We start from the raw sequence: 15,189 nt of genomic DNA on the forward strand, positions 1-15,189 counted from the left end.
GTCGCAACGGCGACCGGGGCCCTCCCCTCATGCCCCTGTGAGACCGGAGCCCGGAGCTAGGAGCTAGGAGCTAGGAGAGGAGCTTCTTGACGGTGGCGGCGACGCGCCCGCCCTCCGCCAGCCCGGCCACCTTCGGGTTCACGATCTTCATGACGGCGCCCATCGCCCGCGGCCCCTCGGCACCCGCCGCCTTGGCCTCCTCGACGGCCGCGGTGACGATCGCGGTCAGCTCGTCGTCGGAGAGCTGCTTGGGCAGGTACGCGTCGAGCAGCTCGCCCTCGGCCACCTCGCGCGCGGCCTGCTCGGTCCGGCCACCCTGCGCGAAGGCCTCGGCGGCCTCGCGGCGCTTCTTGGCCTCCTTGGCGATCACCTTGAGGACTTCGTCGTCGGAGAGCTCGCGCGCTTCCTTGCCCGCGACCTCCTCCTTGGTGATGGCGGTGAGGGTCAGTCGCAGCGTGGACGAACGGAGTTCGTCGCGCGCCTTGATGGCATCGGTGAGGTCTTCCCTGAGCTGGGCCTTGAGCGTGGTCATGGGTCGAGTCTGCCAGGTGCGGGGGCGGTGGCGCCCGCTTGTTTTCCCGGTCTGCGACGATGGGGCCATGCGCGCGCGTTACAAGATCCCCCTGAAGGTCACTGCCGGAATCGCTGCCACCGGGGCCGCCGGCGTGGCGTACGCCGCCGGTTTCGAGGCACGGTCCTTCCGGTTGCGCCGGGTGACCGTTCCGGTCCTTCCCCCTGGGATGCGGCCCCTGCGGGTCCTGCAGGTGTCGGACATCCACATGGTCCGCGGGCAGCGCAAGAAGCGCGCCTGGCTCCAGTCCCTGGCCGGGCTGCGGCCCGACTTCGTGGTCAACACCGGCGACAACCTCTCGGACACCGAGGGCGTGCCGGACGTGCTCGACGCGCTCGGCCCGCTGATGGAGTTCCCCGGCGCGTACGTCTTCGGCTCGAACGACTACTACGGACCGCGCCTGCGCAATCCGGGGCGCTACCTGATCGAGAAGGTCCAGGGCCGGCACGGTCTGAACGGCAACAAGCCGGTCGTCGGCGCCGTGCACAACCCGTGGCAGGACCTGCGGGACGCCTTCGACACGGCGGGCTGGCTGAACCTCACCAACACGCGGGCGCGGATGAAGCTGGACGGGCTCGAGCTGGCCTTCACCGGCCTGGACGACCCGCACATCAAGCGCGACCGCTACGAGAGCGTGGCCGGCGGGCCGGAGGCCGACGCCGACTTCTCGCTCGCCGTCGTGCACGCTCCGTACCTGCGCGCGCTGGAAGCCTTCACGGCGGACGGCTACCCGCTGATCCTCGCGGGGCACACGCACGGCGGGCAGCTGTGCGTCCCCTTCTACGGGGCCCTGGTCACCAACTGCGACCTGGACGCCAAGCGGGTGAAGGGCCTCTCCACGCACGAGGCCGCCGGACACCGCTCGTACCTGCACGTCTCGGCCGGCTGCGGCACGAACCGTTTCACCCCGGTCCGCTTCGCCTGCCCCCCGGAAGCGACCCTGCTCACCCTGACGGCCGCACCCTGAGAACCCCCGCGAAAACCGGATTTCGTCTCCGGCCAAGGGTCCGCTAAAGTAATCGATGTCGCCAGGGCAGCAACACCGCCAAGGCGGCGATCGGGGTGTAGCGCAGCTTGGCAGCGCGCTTCGTTCGGGACGAAGAGGTCGTGGGTTCAAATCCCGCCACCCCGACTTCGTAAGACCAGGTAGGGCCTGATCCGCATTGCGGGTCGGGTCCTCTTGTGTTTTCCGGGGTTCTCCGGGGTGGGTGGTGAGGTGGTGTCAGGGTGCCGGGTGGGGCTTCGGGGGTGATCATGGGGGCGGGGAGCCGTTCGTGTGGGGGTCGCATGCTGGGAGAGACCAGTGACGGACCATGCCGGAGGAATCACTGACGTGCTGGTGGCCGGGGCCGGGCCGGTCGGGCTGACGGTCGCGGGTGAGCTGCGGCGCCGCGGTGTCGGCTGCCGGCTCGTCGACCGGCTTCCGGCCCGGTTGCCGTACGCGAAGGCGGTGGGCATCCAGCCGCGGACCCTGGAGGTCTGGGACCGGATGGGCCTGGTGCACGACGCCCTCGACCGGGCGGTGCCGCTGCGGGGGCAGCTGACGTACGTCAACGGGGTCGAGCAGCCCCGGCTCGAGCTGGCGCTGCCGCCCGAGGTGCCGTACGGCTTCGCCGCGCTGCCGCAGTACGAGACCGAGGACGTGCTCGAGAGGTTCCTGAACCGGTTCGGGACCGGGATCGAGCGGTCCACCGAGCTCGTGTCGTTCACGCAGGACGCCGACGGGGTGACCTGCCTGCTGCGCTCCCCCGCCGGGGAAGAAGAGGTCCGCGCCCGGTACCTGGTGGGCTGCGACGGTGCGCACAGCGTCGTGCGCAAGGGGCTCGGGCTGAGCTTCGAGGGGGGTGCGTTCCCCGAGGAGTACATGCTCGCCGACGTGGAGGTCGGCTGGGACCTGCCGTCCGGGTACGGCGTGCGGGCCATGCACCACGACGAGCGGGGCGCGGTCGACGACGTGCTGGTGTGCATACCGCTGCCCGGGGCGGGGCGGTACCGGATGTCCATGATGGTGCCGCCGGAGCTGTCCGCCGCGGCGGGGCGGAGCGGTGACGGGATCGCGCACGGCCTGGACGCGGACGGCGGGCGGGCACCGGGCCTGCGGCACGTCCAGGAGGTGCTGGAGCGGTTGTCGCCGCGGCCCACGACCGCGTCCGCGCTGCGCTGGGCCTCCGTGTTCCGGATCAGCCACCGGCTGGTGGACCGCTACGGGAGCGGGCGGGTCTTCGTCGCCGGGGACGCCGCGCACATCCATCCGCCGACCGGCGCGCAGGGCATGAACACCGGCATCCAGGACGCGTGGAACCTGGGCTGGAAGCTGGCGCTGGCCGTCGAGGGCGCCGCGGATCCGGGGCTGCTCGCCAGTTACGACGCCGAGCGGCGGCCGGTCGGTGAGGAGGTCGTCGGGCGGACGGTCCGGCACGCGGCCCAGGGGGTGCAGGCGGACCGGTCCGATCCGCGGACGCTGATGCTGCGCGAGGCGCAGCTGCTCGTCGGCTACCGGGGGAGCCCGTTGGTGGAGCCGGGGGTGGAGGGTGGGCCGGAGCCCTGGCCCGGTGACCGGGCTCCCGACTGTGGGGGGCTGACCAGGGAGATCACGGCGTATCCGCGGCGGTTGTTCGACCTGCTGCGGGGGTGTGAGCACCTGCTGGTGCTGTACGGGCCCGACGGGCGGGTGCCGGAGGGGTGTGCCGAACTCGCTGACGCGGTAGGGGGCGTGGGGGCGGGGCGGGTCGCGGTGTGTGCGGTGGTGGCGGATGGCGGGGAGGTCGCGGGAGGTGCGGAGGGGGCGGCGGTGCCTGTGTATCGCGATGCGCGGGGGGAGTTCGGGCGGTTGTACGGCGTACGGGAGACGACCGCGTTCCTGATCCGGCCCGATGGGTATCTCGCGGCGCGGATCGCTCCGCCGGGGGTGGGGGAGTTGCGGGCCTGTCTGGCGCGGGTCTTCGCCGGCTGAGTGGGCCGGGGGTGTGGGGTGCGGGGCGCGGGTGCGGGGCCGGTGCCTGCCCTCCGGGGGCGCCTCAAACGCCGGCGAGGCTGAGATTGGCGGGGCCACGTGCGTCGGCGAGGGGCTGGGATTGGCGGGGCACGTGCGTCGGCGAGGGGCTGGGATTGGCGGGGCACGTGCGCCGGCGAGGGGCTGGGATTGGCGGGGCACGTGCGCCGGCGAGGGGCTGGGATTGGCGGGGCCACGTGCGCCGGCGAGGGGCTGGGATTGGCGGGGCACGTGCGCCGGCGGGGTGGGATTGGCGGGGCCTCAAACGCCGGCGGAGCTGAGGTTCGCGGGGCTGGGAGGGGGTTATGTGGTGCCCGTTAGCAGGAGGGAGAGCCATAGGGCGGTGGTCGAGAGGAGGAGGGCGGGTGGGGTGGTCAGGAGGCCCAGGTGGGTGAACTCGACCAGGCGGACCTCGTGGTCGTGGTGGTGGGCGATGCGGCGCCACAAGAGGGTGGCCAGGGAGCCCGCGTAGGTGAGGTTCGGGCCGATGTTCACGCCCAGCAGTACGGCGAGTACGGCGCCCGGGCCCGCGGGGGCGACCAGGGGGACCAGGGCCAGGACCGCGGGCAGGTTGTTGATCAGGTTGGCGAGTACGGCGGCCAGCGCGGCCAGGCCGAGCAGCGCGGGCAGGCCGGTGCCGGCGGGGACGGCGTGCGCGAGGGCCGCGCCGAGGCCGTTGTCGACGAGGGCCCGTACGACGATGCCCAGGGCCAGGACGAAGGCGAGGAACGGCAGCGCGGCCGAGCGCAGGATCGCGGCCGGGGTGGTCCGGCGCCGGGCCAGCGCCCGGACGGCCAGCACCAGCGCGCCCGCCGCCGCGGCCCAGGCGGGGTCGGCCCCGACGGCCGAGGCGACCGCGAACCCGGCCAGCGTCCCCGCGACGGTCAGCAGCGCGAACAGCGGCAGCTCGGGCGGCTCCAGGGCATCCCGCCCGGCCGGTTCGGCATCGAGGTCGGCGGCGAAGAACCGGCGGAAGACCACGTACTCCACCGCGATCGCGACCAGCCACGGCAGGGTCATCAGGACCGCGAACCGGGTGAAGCTGAGGCCGCTCGCGGCGAAGGCCAGCAGGTTGGTGAGGTTGGAGACGGGCAGCAGCAGCGAGGCGGTGTTCGACAGGTGCGCGCACGCGTAGAGGTGGGGCGCGGGCCGGGCGCCCATGCGGGCGGCGGTGGCGAAGACGACCGGGGTGAGCAGGACGACCGTCGCGTCCAGGCTGAGGGCGGCCGTGATCAGCGAGGCGAGCGCGAAGACCGCGCCGAGCAGGCGGCGGGGGCGGCCCGCGGACCAGCGGGCCATCCAGGTGCCGCAGGCGTGGAAGAGCCCCTCGTCGGCGCAGAGCTTCGCCAGGACGAGGACGGCGGCGAGGAAGCCGATGACCGGGCCCAGGCGCTCGGCCTCGGCCCGGACCGCGTCCAGGCCGATCGCCCCGCAGCCGATGACCACGACGGCGGCCGGGACGGCGAAGAACGCCTCGGGGCGGCCGAAGGGGCGGGCCACCGCGCACACCAGCACCACCAGCAGGGCGGCCAGCGATACCGCGAAGGGGAAGGCATCGAAGGACATGACCCCGATCATCTCAGCAGGTCGTGGCCGCGGAGCGACGGGTCACCGGCCTCCGCCCCCATCGCCGGGTGCGGGCCGTTGGCCCCCGCTGGGCCGAGACCGGCCGCCCGCACCCCGGGTGCGGGTCCCTTGCCCTCCGGGGGCGCCTCAAACGCCGGAGGGGCTGGACATCGGCCCTCAGCCCGTCGCGTCCAGCAGCGCCGTCAGTTCGTCCCGGGCCAGTTCCATGAACGGCCCGGTCGCCGAGGCCGCCACCCCGCGCTCGTCGGCCACCGCGTACAGGTGGGCCAGTACGGCCTCCAGGTCCCCGAAGGGGCCCACCGGGCGCAGCAGCCACAGGCGGCCCGCCGGGCGGGGCGGCAGCCCGAGGCCGGCCAGGGTCTCGTCGGCCTCGGCGTCCATGCCGTGCAGGTCGGCGGCCGACAGCGGGGCGCACTCCACGTCGGTGACGGTGCCGTGGCCGTCCAGCCGGGTCTCCACGGCCCAGCGGGTGGAGCGGTCGGGCACCCAGGTCCGGGCGGCCGCGGGCCACACGTACGGCAGGAACACCCACAGCGCCTGCTCGGGGGCCGGTTCCCAGCCGAGCACCTCCAGCTCGCGCACCTCGGGCAGCCGGTCCGGCTCCAGCTCGCTGCGCCCGGAGCGGCGCAGCGCGAGGGGGTGCGGAGATCCGTCCTCGTCCCAGTCCCATGACATGGGCGCAGGCTACCGACGGCGGAGCCCCGCCGCGGGGAGGCCCGCTACGAGGACTCCCCCTCGGCCCAGCGGCTTCCTCTCAGCCCAGCGGGTTCCTCTCAGCCCAGCGGGTTCTTCGCGATCCGCGTCGCGAGGCCGTTGGCGACCAGGCCGGCCGCCGAGCAGTCGGGCTTGCGGGCCGCCTGGTCCTCGAACAGGGCGAGGAAGGACGGGCCGAAGTCCGCCCGCGGGTGGGCGGCGAGCAGCTCGGCGCGGAACCGCTCGTCGAACTCCTCCACCCGCAGGCCCGACACGTCGGCGCTGGTGCCCACCTGCAGCAGGTGGCTCTCCACGTCCTCGTCGGCCGTGACGTCCTCGCGCATGTGCCGCACGATGATCTCCTCGGCGCGGGCGCGCCGCGCCGGGGCCCAGCCGAGGCCCGCCGTCAGGACGCGGGCCACATGGCCGCCCGCCTCCTCGAAGGGGAGGGTGTGGCTGTCGAAGGGGGCGGTCAGGCCCAGGTCGTGCAGCAGCGCGGCGACGTAGAACAGCTCCTCGTCATACGCCAGGCCGTGCTCGGTGGCGTACCGCGCGCCGAAGGCGTAGGAACGCACGGAATGGTTGAAGAGGGCCTCGTCCGCATACTCCGCGGCGATCTCCCGCGCTGCCTCGGCCGGTCGTCCCGCTATGGTCCACATGTCGCTCGATTCCCCTCCGCCTGACGCCGGTTGACGCTGGTCACTGTAGGCGGCGGGTGAAGTCCACCTGCTCCGGGTCCTCCCCCGGCCAGTTCAGCGTGGTCGGGGCCACCGGGGTCTCGGCGAGGATCCGGCCGTGCGCGACGACGCAGCGCGGCCGGACCTGGCGGCGCAGCGCCTCGGACGGTGACGGCGCGGGCAGCAGCACGAAGTTGGCGGGGGCGCCCTCCGCGATGCCGTACGCGTCGTCCTCGAGCCCGAGCACCCGGGCCGCGCGGTCGGTCACCATGGAGAACGCGGTGGGGATCTCGTCCGTTCCCGTCAACTGGGCCGCGTACAGGCCGACCAGGGCCGTCTGGAGCGGGTTCCCCGTACCCAGGGCGTTCCACGGGTCCATCACGTCGTCGTGCCCGAAGGCCACGTTGACCCCCGCGGCCAGCATCTCCTTGACCTGGGTGAGGCCGCGCCGCTTGGGATAGGCGTCGAAGCGGCCCTGGAGGTTGAGGTTCGCGAAGGGGTTGCTCACCAGGTTGATCCCGGAACGCTCCAGCAGCCGCTGGAGTTTGAAGCTGTAGGCGCCGTTGTAGGAGCCCATGGCCGTCGTGTGGGAGGCGGTCGCCCGCCCGCGCAGCCCGGAGCGCAGCGCCAGGGTGGCCAGTACCTCCACGAAGCGCGACTGCTCGTCGTCGATCTCGTCGCAGTGGGCGTCCACGCGCAGCCCGTGCCGCTCGGCCAGTTCGAAGGCGAAGCGCAGCGAGTCGACGCCGTCCTCGCGGGTGTCCTCGAAGTGCGGGATCGCGCCGATCACGTCCGCGCCGCGCACCACCGCCTCGCGCATCAGGCGCTCGCCGTCGGGGAAGGAGACGATGCCCTCCTGCGGGAAGGCGACGATCTGGAGGGTCATCACGTCCCGCACCCGGTCGCGGACCTCCGCCAGCGCGTCGAGCGCGATCAGGCCGGGGTCGGTGACGTCGCAGTGCGTGCGGACGTACAGCACGCCCTGCGCGGCCTGCCAGCGCAGCACCTCGGTGGCGCGCGCGACGACGTCCTCGCGGATCAGGGTCCGCTTGCGCTCGCTCCAGCAGGCGATGCCCTCCCAGAGGGTGCCGGAGGCGTTCGGGCGCGGCTCGCCCGCGGTCAGCGCGGTGTCGAGGTGGATGTGCGGTTCGACGAAGGGCGCGGTGAGCAGCCCGCCGTGCGCGTCGATGAGGGTCCCCGTCATCGGGGGTTCACGCTCGTCGTCGTGCGGGATGAGGCGGGCGATCAGGCCGTCCTCGGCCACTTCCACGTCGACGAGGCCGGGGGCGACCGCGCCCCGGCCCTCTCCTGTGTGCAGCCGGGCACCCCGGACGATCATGCGCATACCGTGACGATATAGCGGTGCGGTGGCACATCCGGCGGCATCGCGACATCACGGCGCCCGGTGCGGCAAGAATGGGCGCATGACCAGCGATGTGAGCAGCGATGTGAGTGCCTCGACCTCCAGTGCCCCGCCCGCGATGCCGGACTGGGAGAAGCGTTTCCGGGCCCCCCGCGTCGGGCTGCCCGACTGGGCCGAGGACGCTCCGGACCGCAGTCTCTTCGTCTCCAACGCGACGGGGACGTACGAGCTGTACGCGTGGGACCGCGCGACCGGCACGCAGCGCCAGGCCACCGACCGCCCGAACGGCACCACCGACGGCACCCTCACCCCCGACGGCGCCTGGATCTGGTGGTTCTCCGACACCGACGGGGACGAGTTCGGCGTCTGGGTGCGCCAGCCCTTCGAGGGCGGCCCCGACGAGCCGGCGACCCCGGGTCTGGAGCCCTCCTACCCGGGCGGTCTGGCCATCGGCCGGGACGGCACGGCGGTGGTGGGCCGCTCCACCGACGAGGACGGCTCGACGCTGCACGTCGTACGCCCCGGTGCGGAGCCGGTGGAGATCTACCGCCACCACGAGTCGGCGGGCGTGGGCGACCTCTCCCGCGACGGCACCCTCGTCGTGATCGAGCACACCGAGCACGGCGACGCGATGCACTCCTCGCTGCGCGTGGTCACCCTGGACGGGGCGACCGTCGCCGAGCTGGACGACACCAAGGGCGGCACGGAGGAGCTGGGCCTGTCGGCGCTCGGTTTCGCGCCGGTCGCCGGGGACACCCGGCTGCTGGTCGGCCACCAGCGGCGCGGCCGCTGGGAGCCGATGATCTGGGACATCGCGGCCGGCACCCAGGAGGACCTGGAGATCGACCTGCCCGGTGACGTGAGCGCCGAGTGGTATCCGGACGGCAGCGCCCTGCTGATCGCGCACGAGTTCGAGGCGCGCGGCGAGCTGTGGCGCTACGACCTCGCGGCGCGCGAGCTGGTCCGCGTCGACACCCCGCCCGGTACGGTCTCGGGCGCGACCGCCCGCCCCGACGGCACGGTGGAGTACCAGTGGTCCTCGGCCGCCGAGCCCGCCTCGGTACGGTCCACCACCGGCGCGGTGGTGCTGGACCCGCCGGGCTTCCGGCCGCCGGGCTCCGTGCCGGTCGAGGACGTGTGGGTGGAGGGTCCGGGCGGCCGGATCCACGCGCTGGCGCAGCGCCCGGCCGGACACGGCGACGGGCCCTTCCCGACCATCTTCGAGATCCACGGCGGCCCGACCTGGCACGACAGCGACGCCTTCGCCGCCACCCCCGCGGCCTGGCTGGACCACGGCTTCGCGGTGGTCCGGGTCAACTACCGGGGCTCGACCGGCTACGGCCGCGAGTGGACCGACGCCCTCAAGCACCGGGTCGGCCTGATCGAGCTGGAGGACATCGACGCGGTGCGCGCGTGGGCGGTGGAGTCCGGGCTGGCCGATCCGGCGCGCCTGGTGCTGTCCGGCGGCTCGTGGGGCGGCTACCTGAGCCTGCTGGGCCTGGGCACGCAGCCCGAGGTGTGGGCCGTGGGGCTGGCCGCGGTGCCCGTCGCCGACTACGTGGCGGCGTACGAGGACGAGATGGAGCCGCTCAAGGCGCTGGACCGGACCCTGTTCGGGGGGACGCCCGAGGAGGTGCCGGACCGCTTCGCCGCGTCCTCGCCGCTGACGTACGTCGACGCGGTGCGGGCGCCGGTGCACATCGCGGCGGGCGTGAACGACCCGCGCTGCCCGATCCGGCAGATCGACAACTACGTCGAGCGGCTGGTCGCGCGCGGCGCCGAGCACGAGGTCTACCGCTACGACGCCGGGCACGGCTCGCTGGTCGTGGAGGAGCGGATCAAGCAGGTCCGGATGGAGCTGGACTTCGCGCTGAAGCACCTGCCGCAGGGGCCCGCGGCCTGACACCGGGTCCGGCGCGGTCCGGGGCCGCCCCGGGCGCGGCCCCACCCGGGACGAGGCGACCGGTGCACCCCCCGTACGGTGGTGGGGTGCACCGGTTTCTCCTGACCCCGCGCTGGTGGGGGATCAACGTCTTCGTCGTGCTGGCCGTTCCCTTCTGTCTGTTCATGGGGACGTGGCAGCTCGGCCGGTTCGAGGACCGCGTCGGCAGCCACCGGGAGGCGACCGCCGAGCGGCCCGCCGACCAGGGCGCGGCCCCGCTGGACTCCCTGCTCCCGGTGGACACCCGGACCTCGGGACGCCTCGCCTCCGCCTCCGGCGCGTACGCCGAGCAGTTCCTGGTCCCGGACCGGCTGCTGGAGGGGAAGACCGGGTTCTACGTGCTGACCTTGCTGCGCACCGACGGCGGCAAGGCCGTCCCGGTGGTCCGCGGCTGGCTCCCGGGGACGCCGGACGCGGCCAGGGCTCCGGCCCCGCCGACCGGCCGGGTCCAGGTCTCCGGCGTGCTCCAGGCCCCGGAGAGCTCCAGCACCAAGGGTGTCCACGCGCAGGGCGGTCTGCCCGCCGGACAGCTCGGGGTGATCGGGGCGGCCTCGCTGGTCAACCTGGTGCCGTACGGGCTGTACGACGCGTGGCTGACCGTGCCGACGGCCTCGGACGGGATGGTTCCGGTCCCGGCCAAGGCGCCGGCGAACACCGGGCTCGACCTCAAGGCCTTCCAGAACCTCGGCTACACCGGCGAGTGGTTCGTCTTCTCGGCCTTCGTGCTCTTCATGTGGTTCCGGCTCTACCGGCGCGAGGTCGAGACCCTGCGCGACGCGGAGGCCGGGCTGCTGCCGCGGACGGCTCCGGGCCCCGCCCCGGCCGCCACCCCGGCCACCGCCACGGCTCCTGCTACGGCTGCGGCTTCGACGGCGACGTCGACGTCGCGTCCAGCGGAATGACACCCGTGCGGTAGACCGTGCCCCCACAGGCCGTGGGGATGGTCGTCGTGGTCACGGGCGCGCCCCCCTGGGGGGCGTGCGTGAGCGCGACCCCGGCGCCCTCCGGGACCGGTCCGCGCGTCGGCTCCGCGGCCGTCGCGCTGTCGGTGGCCGTGGTGCCCGGGGCCAGCGCGCCGCCGACCTGCGGGGGCTTGGGGCCCGGGGCCGGGGTGCCCGCCGGGCAGGACGCGTCCGGCACGAACGCGAAGCGCACCTCGTAGGCCATGGCGGGCTGGAGGACCAGGCTCGGCGCCTGGGCCACCGGTTCCGGCAGCCCGGTCGCGGGATCGCTCGCGGTGTGCGCGAGGACCGCGACGGGGGCCTGCCCGGCCGCCGCCCCCGCCGCCGGGGCGGCCGTGAGGGTGTCGGAGCCGGTGACGGCGCAGCCGCTGGTGGAGAGGTTGGTGACCCGGAAGCTGCCGTAGACCTTGCCGTCCGCCGCCGCGGTACGGGCCCCGGCGCGCACGCCGAGCTGGGCCTCGCCGCAGCCGGGCAGCCCGGGCGCCGCGGAGGGCAGCGGGCCGCCGCCGGCCGGGGCGCCCGCGGTGGCCTGACCGGAGCCGCTGCCGCCGACGGCCTGGGTCGGCGCTCCGGGCGGCGGAGTGCGGTCGGCGCCGGCCGCGCCCTGGCCGGGGGCCGGGTCCTGCGCGGACCGGGGGGCCTGGCCCGCTCCGGCCGCGTGCGGATCGGAGGCGCCCTTGTGTTTGCCCTCCGCGGTCGCGGAGTGGCCCGCCATCGCCGAGTGGTCGCCCGCCGTGCCCTCGGCCGCCGTCAGACGCATGGCGACCGGGACCGCCGTACCGCACAGCAGGACGGCCGCGGCGGCGCCGATGACGGCCTGGCGCTTACGGGCCTTGCGGGCCGGGACGGCGTGGCGCAGGCGCTCCAGCGCGCCGTCCGAGGGCGTCAGGCCGCCGACGGCGCCGAGCAGCAGCCCGCGCAGCTCCTGCGGTCCCAGGTCGTGGGCGCGGTCGCGGTCGCGGTCGCGGTCGGGGGCGAGGTCGCGCTCGTGGTCGTGGGCGTGAGCGCGGTCGCCGGGATCCTGGTCGTGCGTGCCGCCGAAACGGTTCACCTGGTCACTCATGACTGCGCAGCCTCCATCGCCACCCGCAGCGCGGCAATGCCCCGCGATCCGTACGCCTTGACCGAGCCGAGGGATATCCCGAGCGCCTCGGCGACCTGGGCCTCCGTCATGTCCGCGAAGTAGCGCAGCACCAGCACCTCGCGCTGGCGGCGCTGGAGTCCGCGCATCGATTTGATCAGGTCGTCCCGCTCCAGCTGCTCGTAGGCGCCCTCTTCGGCGCTCGCCATGTCGGGCATCGGCTTCGACAGCAGCTTGAGGCCGATGATGCGGCGGCGCAGCGCGGAGCGCGAGAGGTTGACGACGGTCTGGCGCAGGTACGCCAGGGTCTTCTCCGGCTCGCGGACCCGGCTGCGCGCGGAGTGGACCCGGATGAACGCCTCCTGGACCACGTCCTCGCAGGACGCGGTGTCGTCGAGGAGCAGCGCGGCGAGGCCCAGCAGGGAGCGGTAGTGCGCCTGGTAGGTCGCGGTGAGGTGGTCGACGGTGGTGCCGACGGCCGCCTCGGGGGCCGCCGCCCCGGGTATCGCCGCTCCCGCCGCCGCCGGCTCGCCGGCCGCGGGCCCGGGGGCCGCGCCGTCGGAGCCGTCACGCGGGGAGGGCACGCGGACCCCCCTGGCCTTCGCGGCGGGCAGGGCCGACGCGCTGGTACCCGGCGTTCCGGCCGGAAGGGGCACGATCACCGGGAGGCCGCCGGTGGGGCGGGAGTGCGGTGAGCGCCGCCGCACGGGACGGATCCCGGGGCGCACCGGTGGAACCACGAAGTCGAGCAATGCCTCTGCCACGCCAGTTGGACACGCGTCCCCCGGTCAGGGTTGTACGCGTGCGGCAGCCTCACCAGCATTGTGTCGCTCGCCCTCATGCGTAACCGCTCTTCACCTTGATCAAGGGATCGCCACCGATCCTACAAAGCGAATTACGCGAATTCACCCGCGATCAGTTCCGCGATCTGGGTGGCGTTCAGGGCGACGCCCTTGCGGAGATTGTCGGCGCAGACGAAGAACTCCAGCGCGCGCGGGTCGTCGAGCGACACCCGCACCCGCCCCACCCAGGCGGGATCGGTGCCCGCCGCGTCCACGGGCGTCGGGAACTCCCCCGCCGCCGGGTCGTCCACGAGCACCACCCCGGGGGCGGCCTCCAGGATCTCCCGGGCCCGCACCAGCTCCACCGGGTTCTCGAAGGCGGCCCGTACCGTCAGCGAATGCCCGGTCATCACCGGGACCTGCACGCAGGTCACGGAGACGGGAAGTGCGTCAAGTTCCAGGATGCGGCGGAGCTCCGCCCGTACCGCCAGCTCGTGCGAGGACCAGCCGTCCGCCTCGAGCGAACCGGACCAGGGCACCACGTTGAGGACGAGCGGCGCCGCGAAGGGCCCGGTGTCCTCGCCGACGGCGCGGCGCACGTCGCCGGTGTGCTCGCCCAGCTCCGTCCCGGCGACCAGGGCCACCTGGCGGCGCAGCGTCTCGGCTCCGGCCCGGCCCTCGGCGCTCGCGGCCTGGTACGAGGAGACGACCAGCCCGGTCAGCGCGTACTCGGCGTGCAGCGCGCCCACGGCCGCGATCATCGCGGCGGTGACGGAGTCCGGCCCGGCGACGATCCCGCGCGGGCGCGTCCGTACGGCGTGCGCGTTGATCTCGGGCACCACCAGCGGGACCTCGGGGTCGCCGCGGAAGGCCGCGGAGTGGTCGACCACGACGGCGCCGCGGGCGGTCACCACGGGCGCCCAGCGGGCCGAGACCTCGGCCGGGGTCAGGAAGATCGCCACATCGCCCGCGCCGAGGCCGTCGAAGGCGTCCTCGGTGAGGGCGAGCACCTCGCTCTCCTCCCCGCGCACGGTCAGCCGTCGGCCGGCCGAGCGCGAGGAGGCGATCAGGCGCAGGTCGCCCCAGATGTCCGCCCGCTGGGACAGCATCCGGAGCAGCACGGAACCGACCGCTCCGGTCGCCCCGACCACGGCCAGCGCCGGGGCGGAGGACCGGTCGGCGGCCGTGTTCAACGTCCCGTGCCTCCGTAGACGACGGCTTCGTCGCTGTCGGAGTCGAGGCCGAAGGCCGAGTGCACGGCGCGGACGGCTTCGTTGACGTCGTCCTGACGGGTGACCACCGAGATGCGGATCTCGGAGGTCGAGATCAGCTCGATGTTGACGCCCGCGTCGGACAGGGCCTGGAAGAACGAGGCGGTGACGCCCGGGTTCGTCTTCATGCCCGCGCCGACCAGGGAGATCTTGCCGATCTGGTCGTCGTAGCGCAGCGAGTCGAAGCCGATCGCGCCCTTCGCCTTCTCCAGGGCGTCGATGGCCTTGTGGCCCTCGGACTTCGGGAGGGTGAAGGAGATGTCCGTCAGGCCGGTGGAGGCGGCGGACACGTTCTGCACGATCATGTCGATGTTGATCTCGGCATCCGCGATGGCACGGAAGATGGCCGCGGCCTCGCCCGGCTTGTCCGGCACACCGACGACCGTGATCTTGGCTTCGGAGACGTCGTGAGCGACTCCGGAGATGATGGCGTGCTCCACCGGCTCGTCCCCTTGCGGATTCTCGTTGCTGACCCAGGTGCCGCGCAGTCCGGAGAAGGACGAGCGGACGTGGATCGGGATGTTGTATCGGCGCGCGTACTCCACGCAGCGGTGCAGCAGCACCTTGGAGCCGGACGCGGCCAGCTCCAGCATGTCCTCGGAGGAGATCCAGTCGATCTTCCGGGCCTTCTTCACGACGCGGGGGTCCGCGGTGAAGACGCCGTCCACGTCGGTGTAGATCTCGCAGACCTCGGCGTCGAGCGCCGCGGCCAGGGCGACGGCGGTCGTGTCCGACCCGCCGCGGCCGAGGGTGGTGATGTCCTTGCTGTCCGCGGAGACACCCTGGAAACCTGCGACGATGGCGATGTTGCCCTCGTCCAGCGCGGTGCGGATCCGGCCCGGCGTGACATCGATGATGCGCGCTTTGTTGTGGACCGAGTCGGTGATCACGCCTGCCTGGCTGCCGGTGAACGACTGGGCCTCGTGGCCCAGGTTTTTGATCGCCATGGCCAGCAGGGCCATGGAAATCCGCTCTCCCGCGGTCAGCAGCATGTCGAATTCACGCCCGGCAGGCATCGGAGACACCTGCTCGGCGAGATCGATCAGCTCGTCCGTCGTGTCGCCCATCGCCGACACCACGACGACGACCTGGTGGCCGTCCTTCTTGGCGTCGACGATCCGCTTGGCGACCCGCTTGATGCCCTCGGCATCAGCTACGGAGGAGCCTCCGTACTTCTGCACGACTAGGCCCACGTGCGCTCCTCGATCAAGTCCGTCTGTTTGCGGGTGCAGTCTAACGAGCGGCCGCGATCCGACCGCCTCGTACCA

The 15,189-nt window shown here is 73.6% G+C and carries 13 protein-coding genes and 1 tRNA gene; 5 read left to right on the top strand and 9 right to left on the bottom strand.

The features are described 5' to 3' along the window. Window positions 1-70: 70 nt before the first annotated feature. Entirely contained in the window at window positions 71-532 is a 462-nt protein-coding gene (locus ABT084_RS03520; protein ID WP_351037999.1) for a GatB/YqeY domain-containing protein, read from the bottom strand. 67 nt (window positions 533-599) lie between these two features. Here ABT084_RS03520 and ABT084_RS03525 point away from each other — a divergent pair, with 67 nt between their 5' ends. The 3 genes from ABT084_RS03525 (at window position 600) to ABT084_RS03535 (ending at window position 3,524) form a co-directional block, all read left to right on the top strand. Further along, window positions 600-1,538, top strand: a complete 939-nt coding sequence (locus tag ABT084_RS03525; protein ID WP_351038000.1) for a metallophosphoesterase — start codon at window positions 600-602, stop codon at window positions 1,536-1,538. A 91-nt stretch (window positions 1,539-1,629) separates the two neighbouring features. Next, window positions 1,630-1,703 (top strand) — tRNA-Pro (locus ABT084_RS03530). 171 nt (window positions 1,704-1,874) lie between these two features. Then, window positions 1,875-3,524, top strand: a complete 1,650-nt coding sequence (locus ABT084_RS03535) for an FAD-dependent monooxygenase (RefSeq protein WP_351038001.1) — start codon at window positions 1,875-1,877, stop codon at window positions 3,522-3,524. Between the two features lie 342 nt (window positions 3,525-3,866). On the opposite strand, the gene ABT084_RS03540 is transcribed toward ABT084_RS03535, so the two are convergent. The 4 genes from ABT084_RS03540 to codA form a co-directional block, all read right to left on the bottom strand. Next, the gene (locus ABT084_RS03540) at window positions 3,867-5,129 is read right to left on the bottom strand and encodes an SLC13 family permease (RefSeq protein WP_351038002.1); all 1,263 of its coding nucleotides are present in this window, start codon (window positions 5,127-5,129) and stop codon (window positions 3,867-3,869) included. Window positions 5,130-5,306: 177 nt separating this feature from the next. Next, on the bottom strand, window positions 5,307-5,825 hold the full coding sequence (locus tag ABT084_RS03545; protein WP_351038003.1) for a DUF5956 family protein: 519 nt from the start codon (window positions 5,823-5,825) through the stop codon (window positions 5,307-5,309). Between the two features lie 98 nt (window positions 5,826-5,923). After that, a complete protein-coding gene (locus tag ABT084_RS03550) occupies window positions 5,924-6,502 on the bottom strand; it encodes an HD domain-containing protein (RefSeq protein WP_351038004.1) in 579 nt (192 codons plus the stop codon). A 40-nt stretch (window positions 6,503-6,542) separates the two neighbouring features. Next, window positions 6,543-7,865 (bottom strand): cytosine deaminase, encoded by a 1,323-nt coding sequence (gene codA / locus ABT084_RS03555; protein ID WP_351038005.1) that lies wholly within the window; start codon window positions 7,863-7,865, stop codon window positions 6,543-6,545. Window positions 7,866-7,944: 79 nt separating this feature from the next. Here codA and ABT084_RS03560 point away from each other — a divergent pair, with 79 nt between their 5' ends. Next, on the top strand, window positions 7,945-9,786 hold the full coding sequence (locus tag ABT084_RS03560; RefSeq protein ID WP_351038006.1) for a S9 family peptidase: 1,842 nt from the start codon (window positions 7,945-7,947) through the stop codon (window positions 9,784-9,786). Window positions 9,787-9,872: 86 nt separating this feature from the next. Further along, the gene (locus ABT084_RS03565) at window positions 9,873-10,727 is read left to right on the top strand and encodes an SURF1 family protein (protein WP_351038007.1); all 855 of its coding nucleotides are present in this window, start codon (window positions 9,873-9,875) and stop codon (window positions 10,725-10,727) included. Here the strand turns inward: ABT084_RS03565 and ABT084_RS03570 are convergent. From ABT084_RS03570 to ABT084_RS03585, 4 genes are all read right to left on the bottom strand, one after another. Then, window positions 10,678-11,850, bottom strand: coding sequence for a hypothetical protein (locus ABT084_RS03570; RefSeq protein WP_351038008.1), 1,173 nt, complete (start codon window positions 11,848-11,850; stop codon window positions 10,678-10,680). The genes ABT084_RS03565 and ABT084_RS03570 overlap by 50 nt on opposite strands. Next, window positions 11,847-12,596 (bottom strand): SigE family RNA polymerase sigma factor, encoded by a 750-nt coding sequence (locus tag ABT084_RS03575; protein WP_502968832.1) that lies wholly within the window; start codon window positions 12,594-12,596, stop codon window positions 11,847-11,849. The genes ABT084_RS03570 and ABT084_RS03575 overlap by 4 nt, the downstream gene beginning before the upstream one ends. A gap of 167 nt (window positions 12,597-12,763) precedes the next feature. Further along, window positions 12,764-13,843: an aspartate-semialdehyde dehydrogenase gene (locus ABT084_RS03580; RefSeq protein WP_351038009.1), complete on the bottom strand. Its 1,080-nt coding sequence runs from the start codon at window positions 13,841-13,843 to the stop codon at window positions 12,764-12,766. Continuing rightward, on the bottom strand, window positions 13,840-15,114 hold the full coding sequence (locus ABT084_RS03585; RefSeq protein WP_351038010.1) for an aspartate kinase: 1,275 nt from the start codon (window positions 15,112-15,114) through the stop codon (window positions 13,840-13,842). The genes ABT084_RS03580 and ABT084_RS03585 overlap by 4 nt, the downstream gene beginning before the upstream one ends. Window positions 15,115-15,189 lie beyond the last annotated feature (75 nt).

The organism is Streptomyces sp. NPDC002138, assembly GCF_040296485.1.
Classification (GTDB): Bacteria; Actinomycetota; Actinomycetes; order Streptomycetales; family Streptomycetaceae; genus Streptomyces.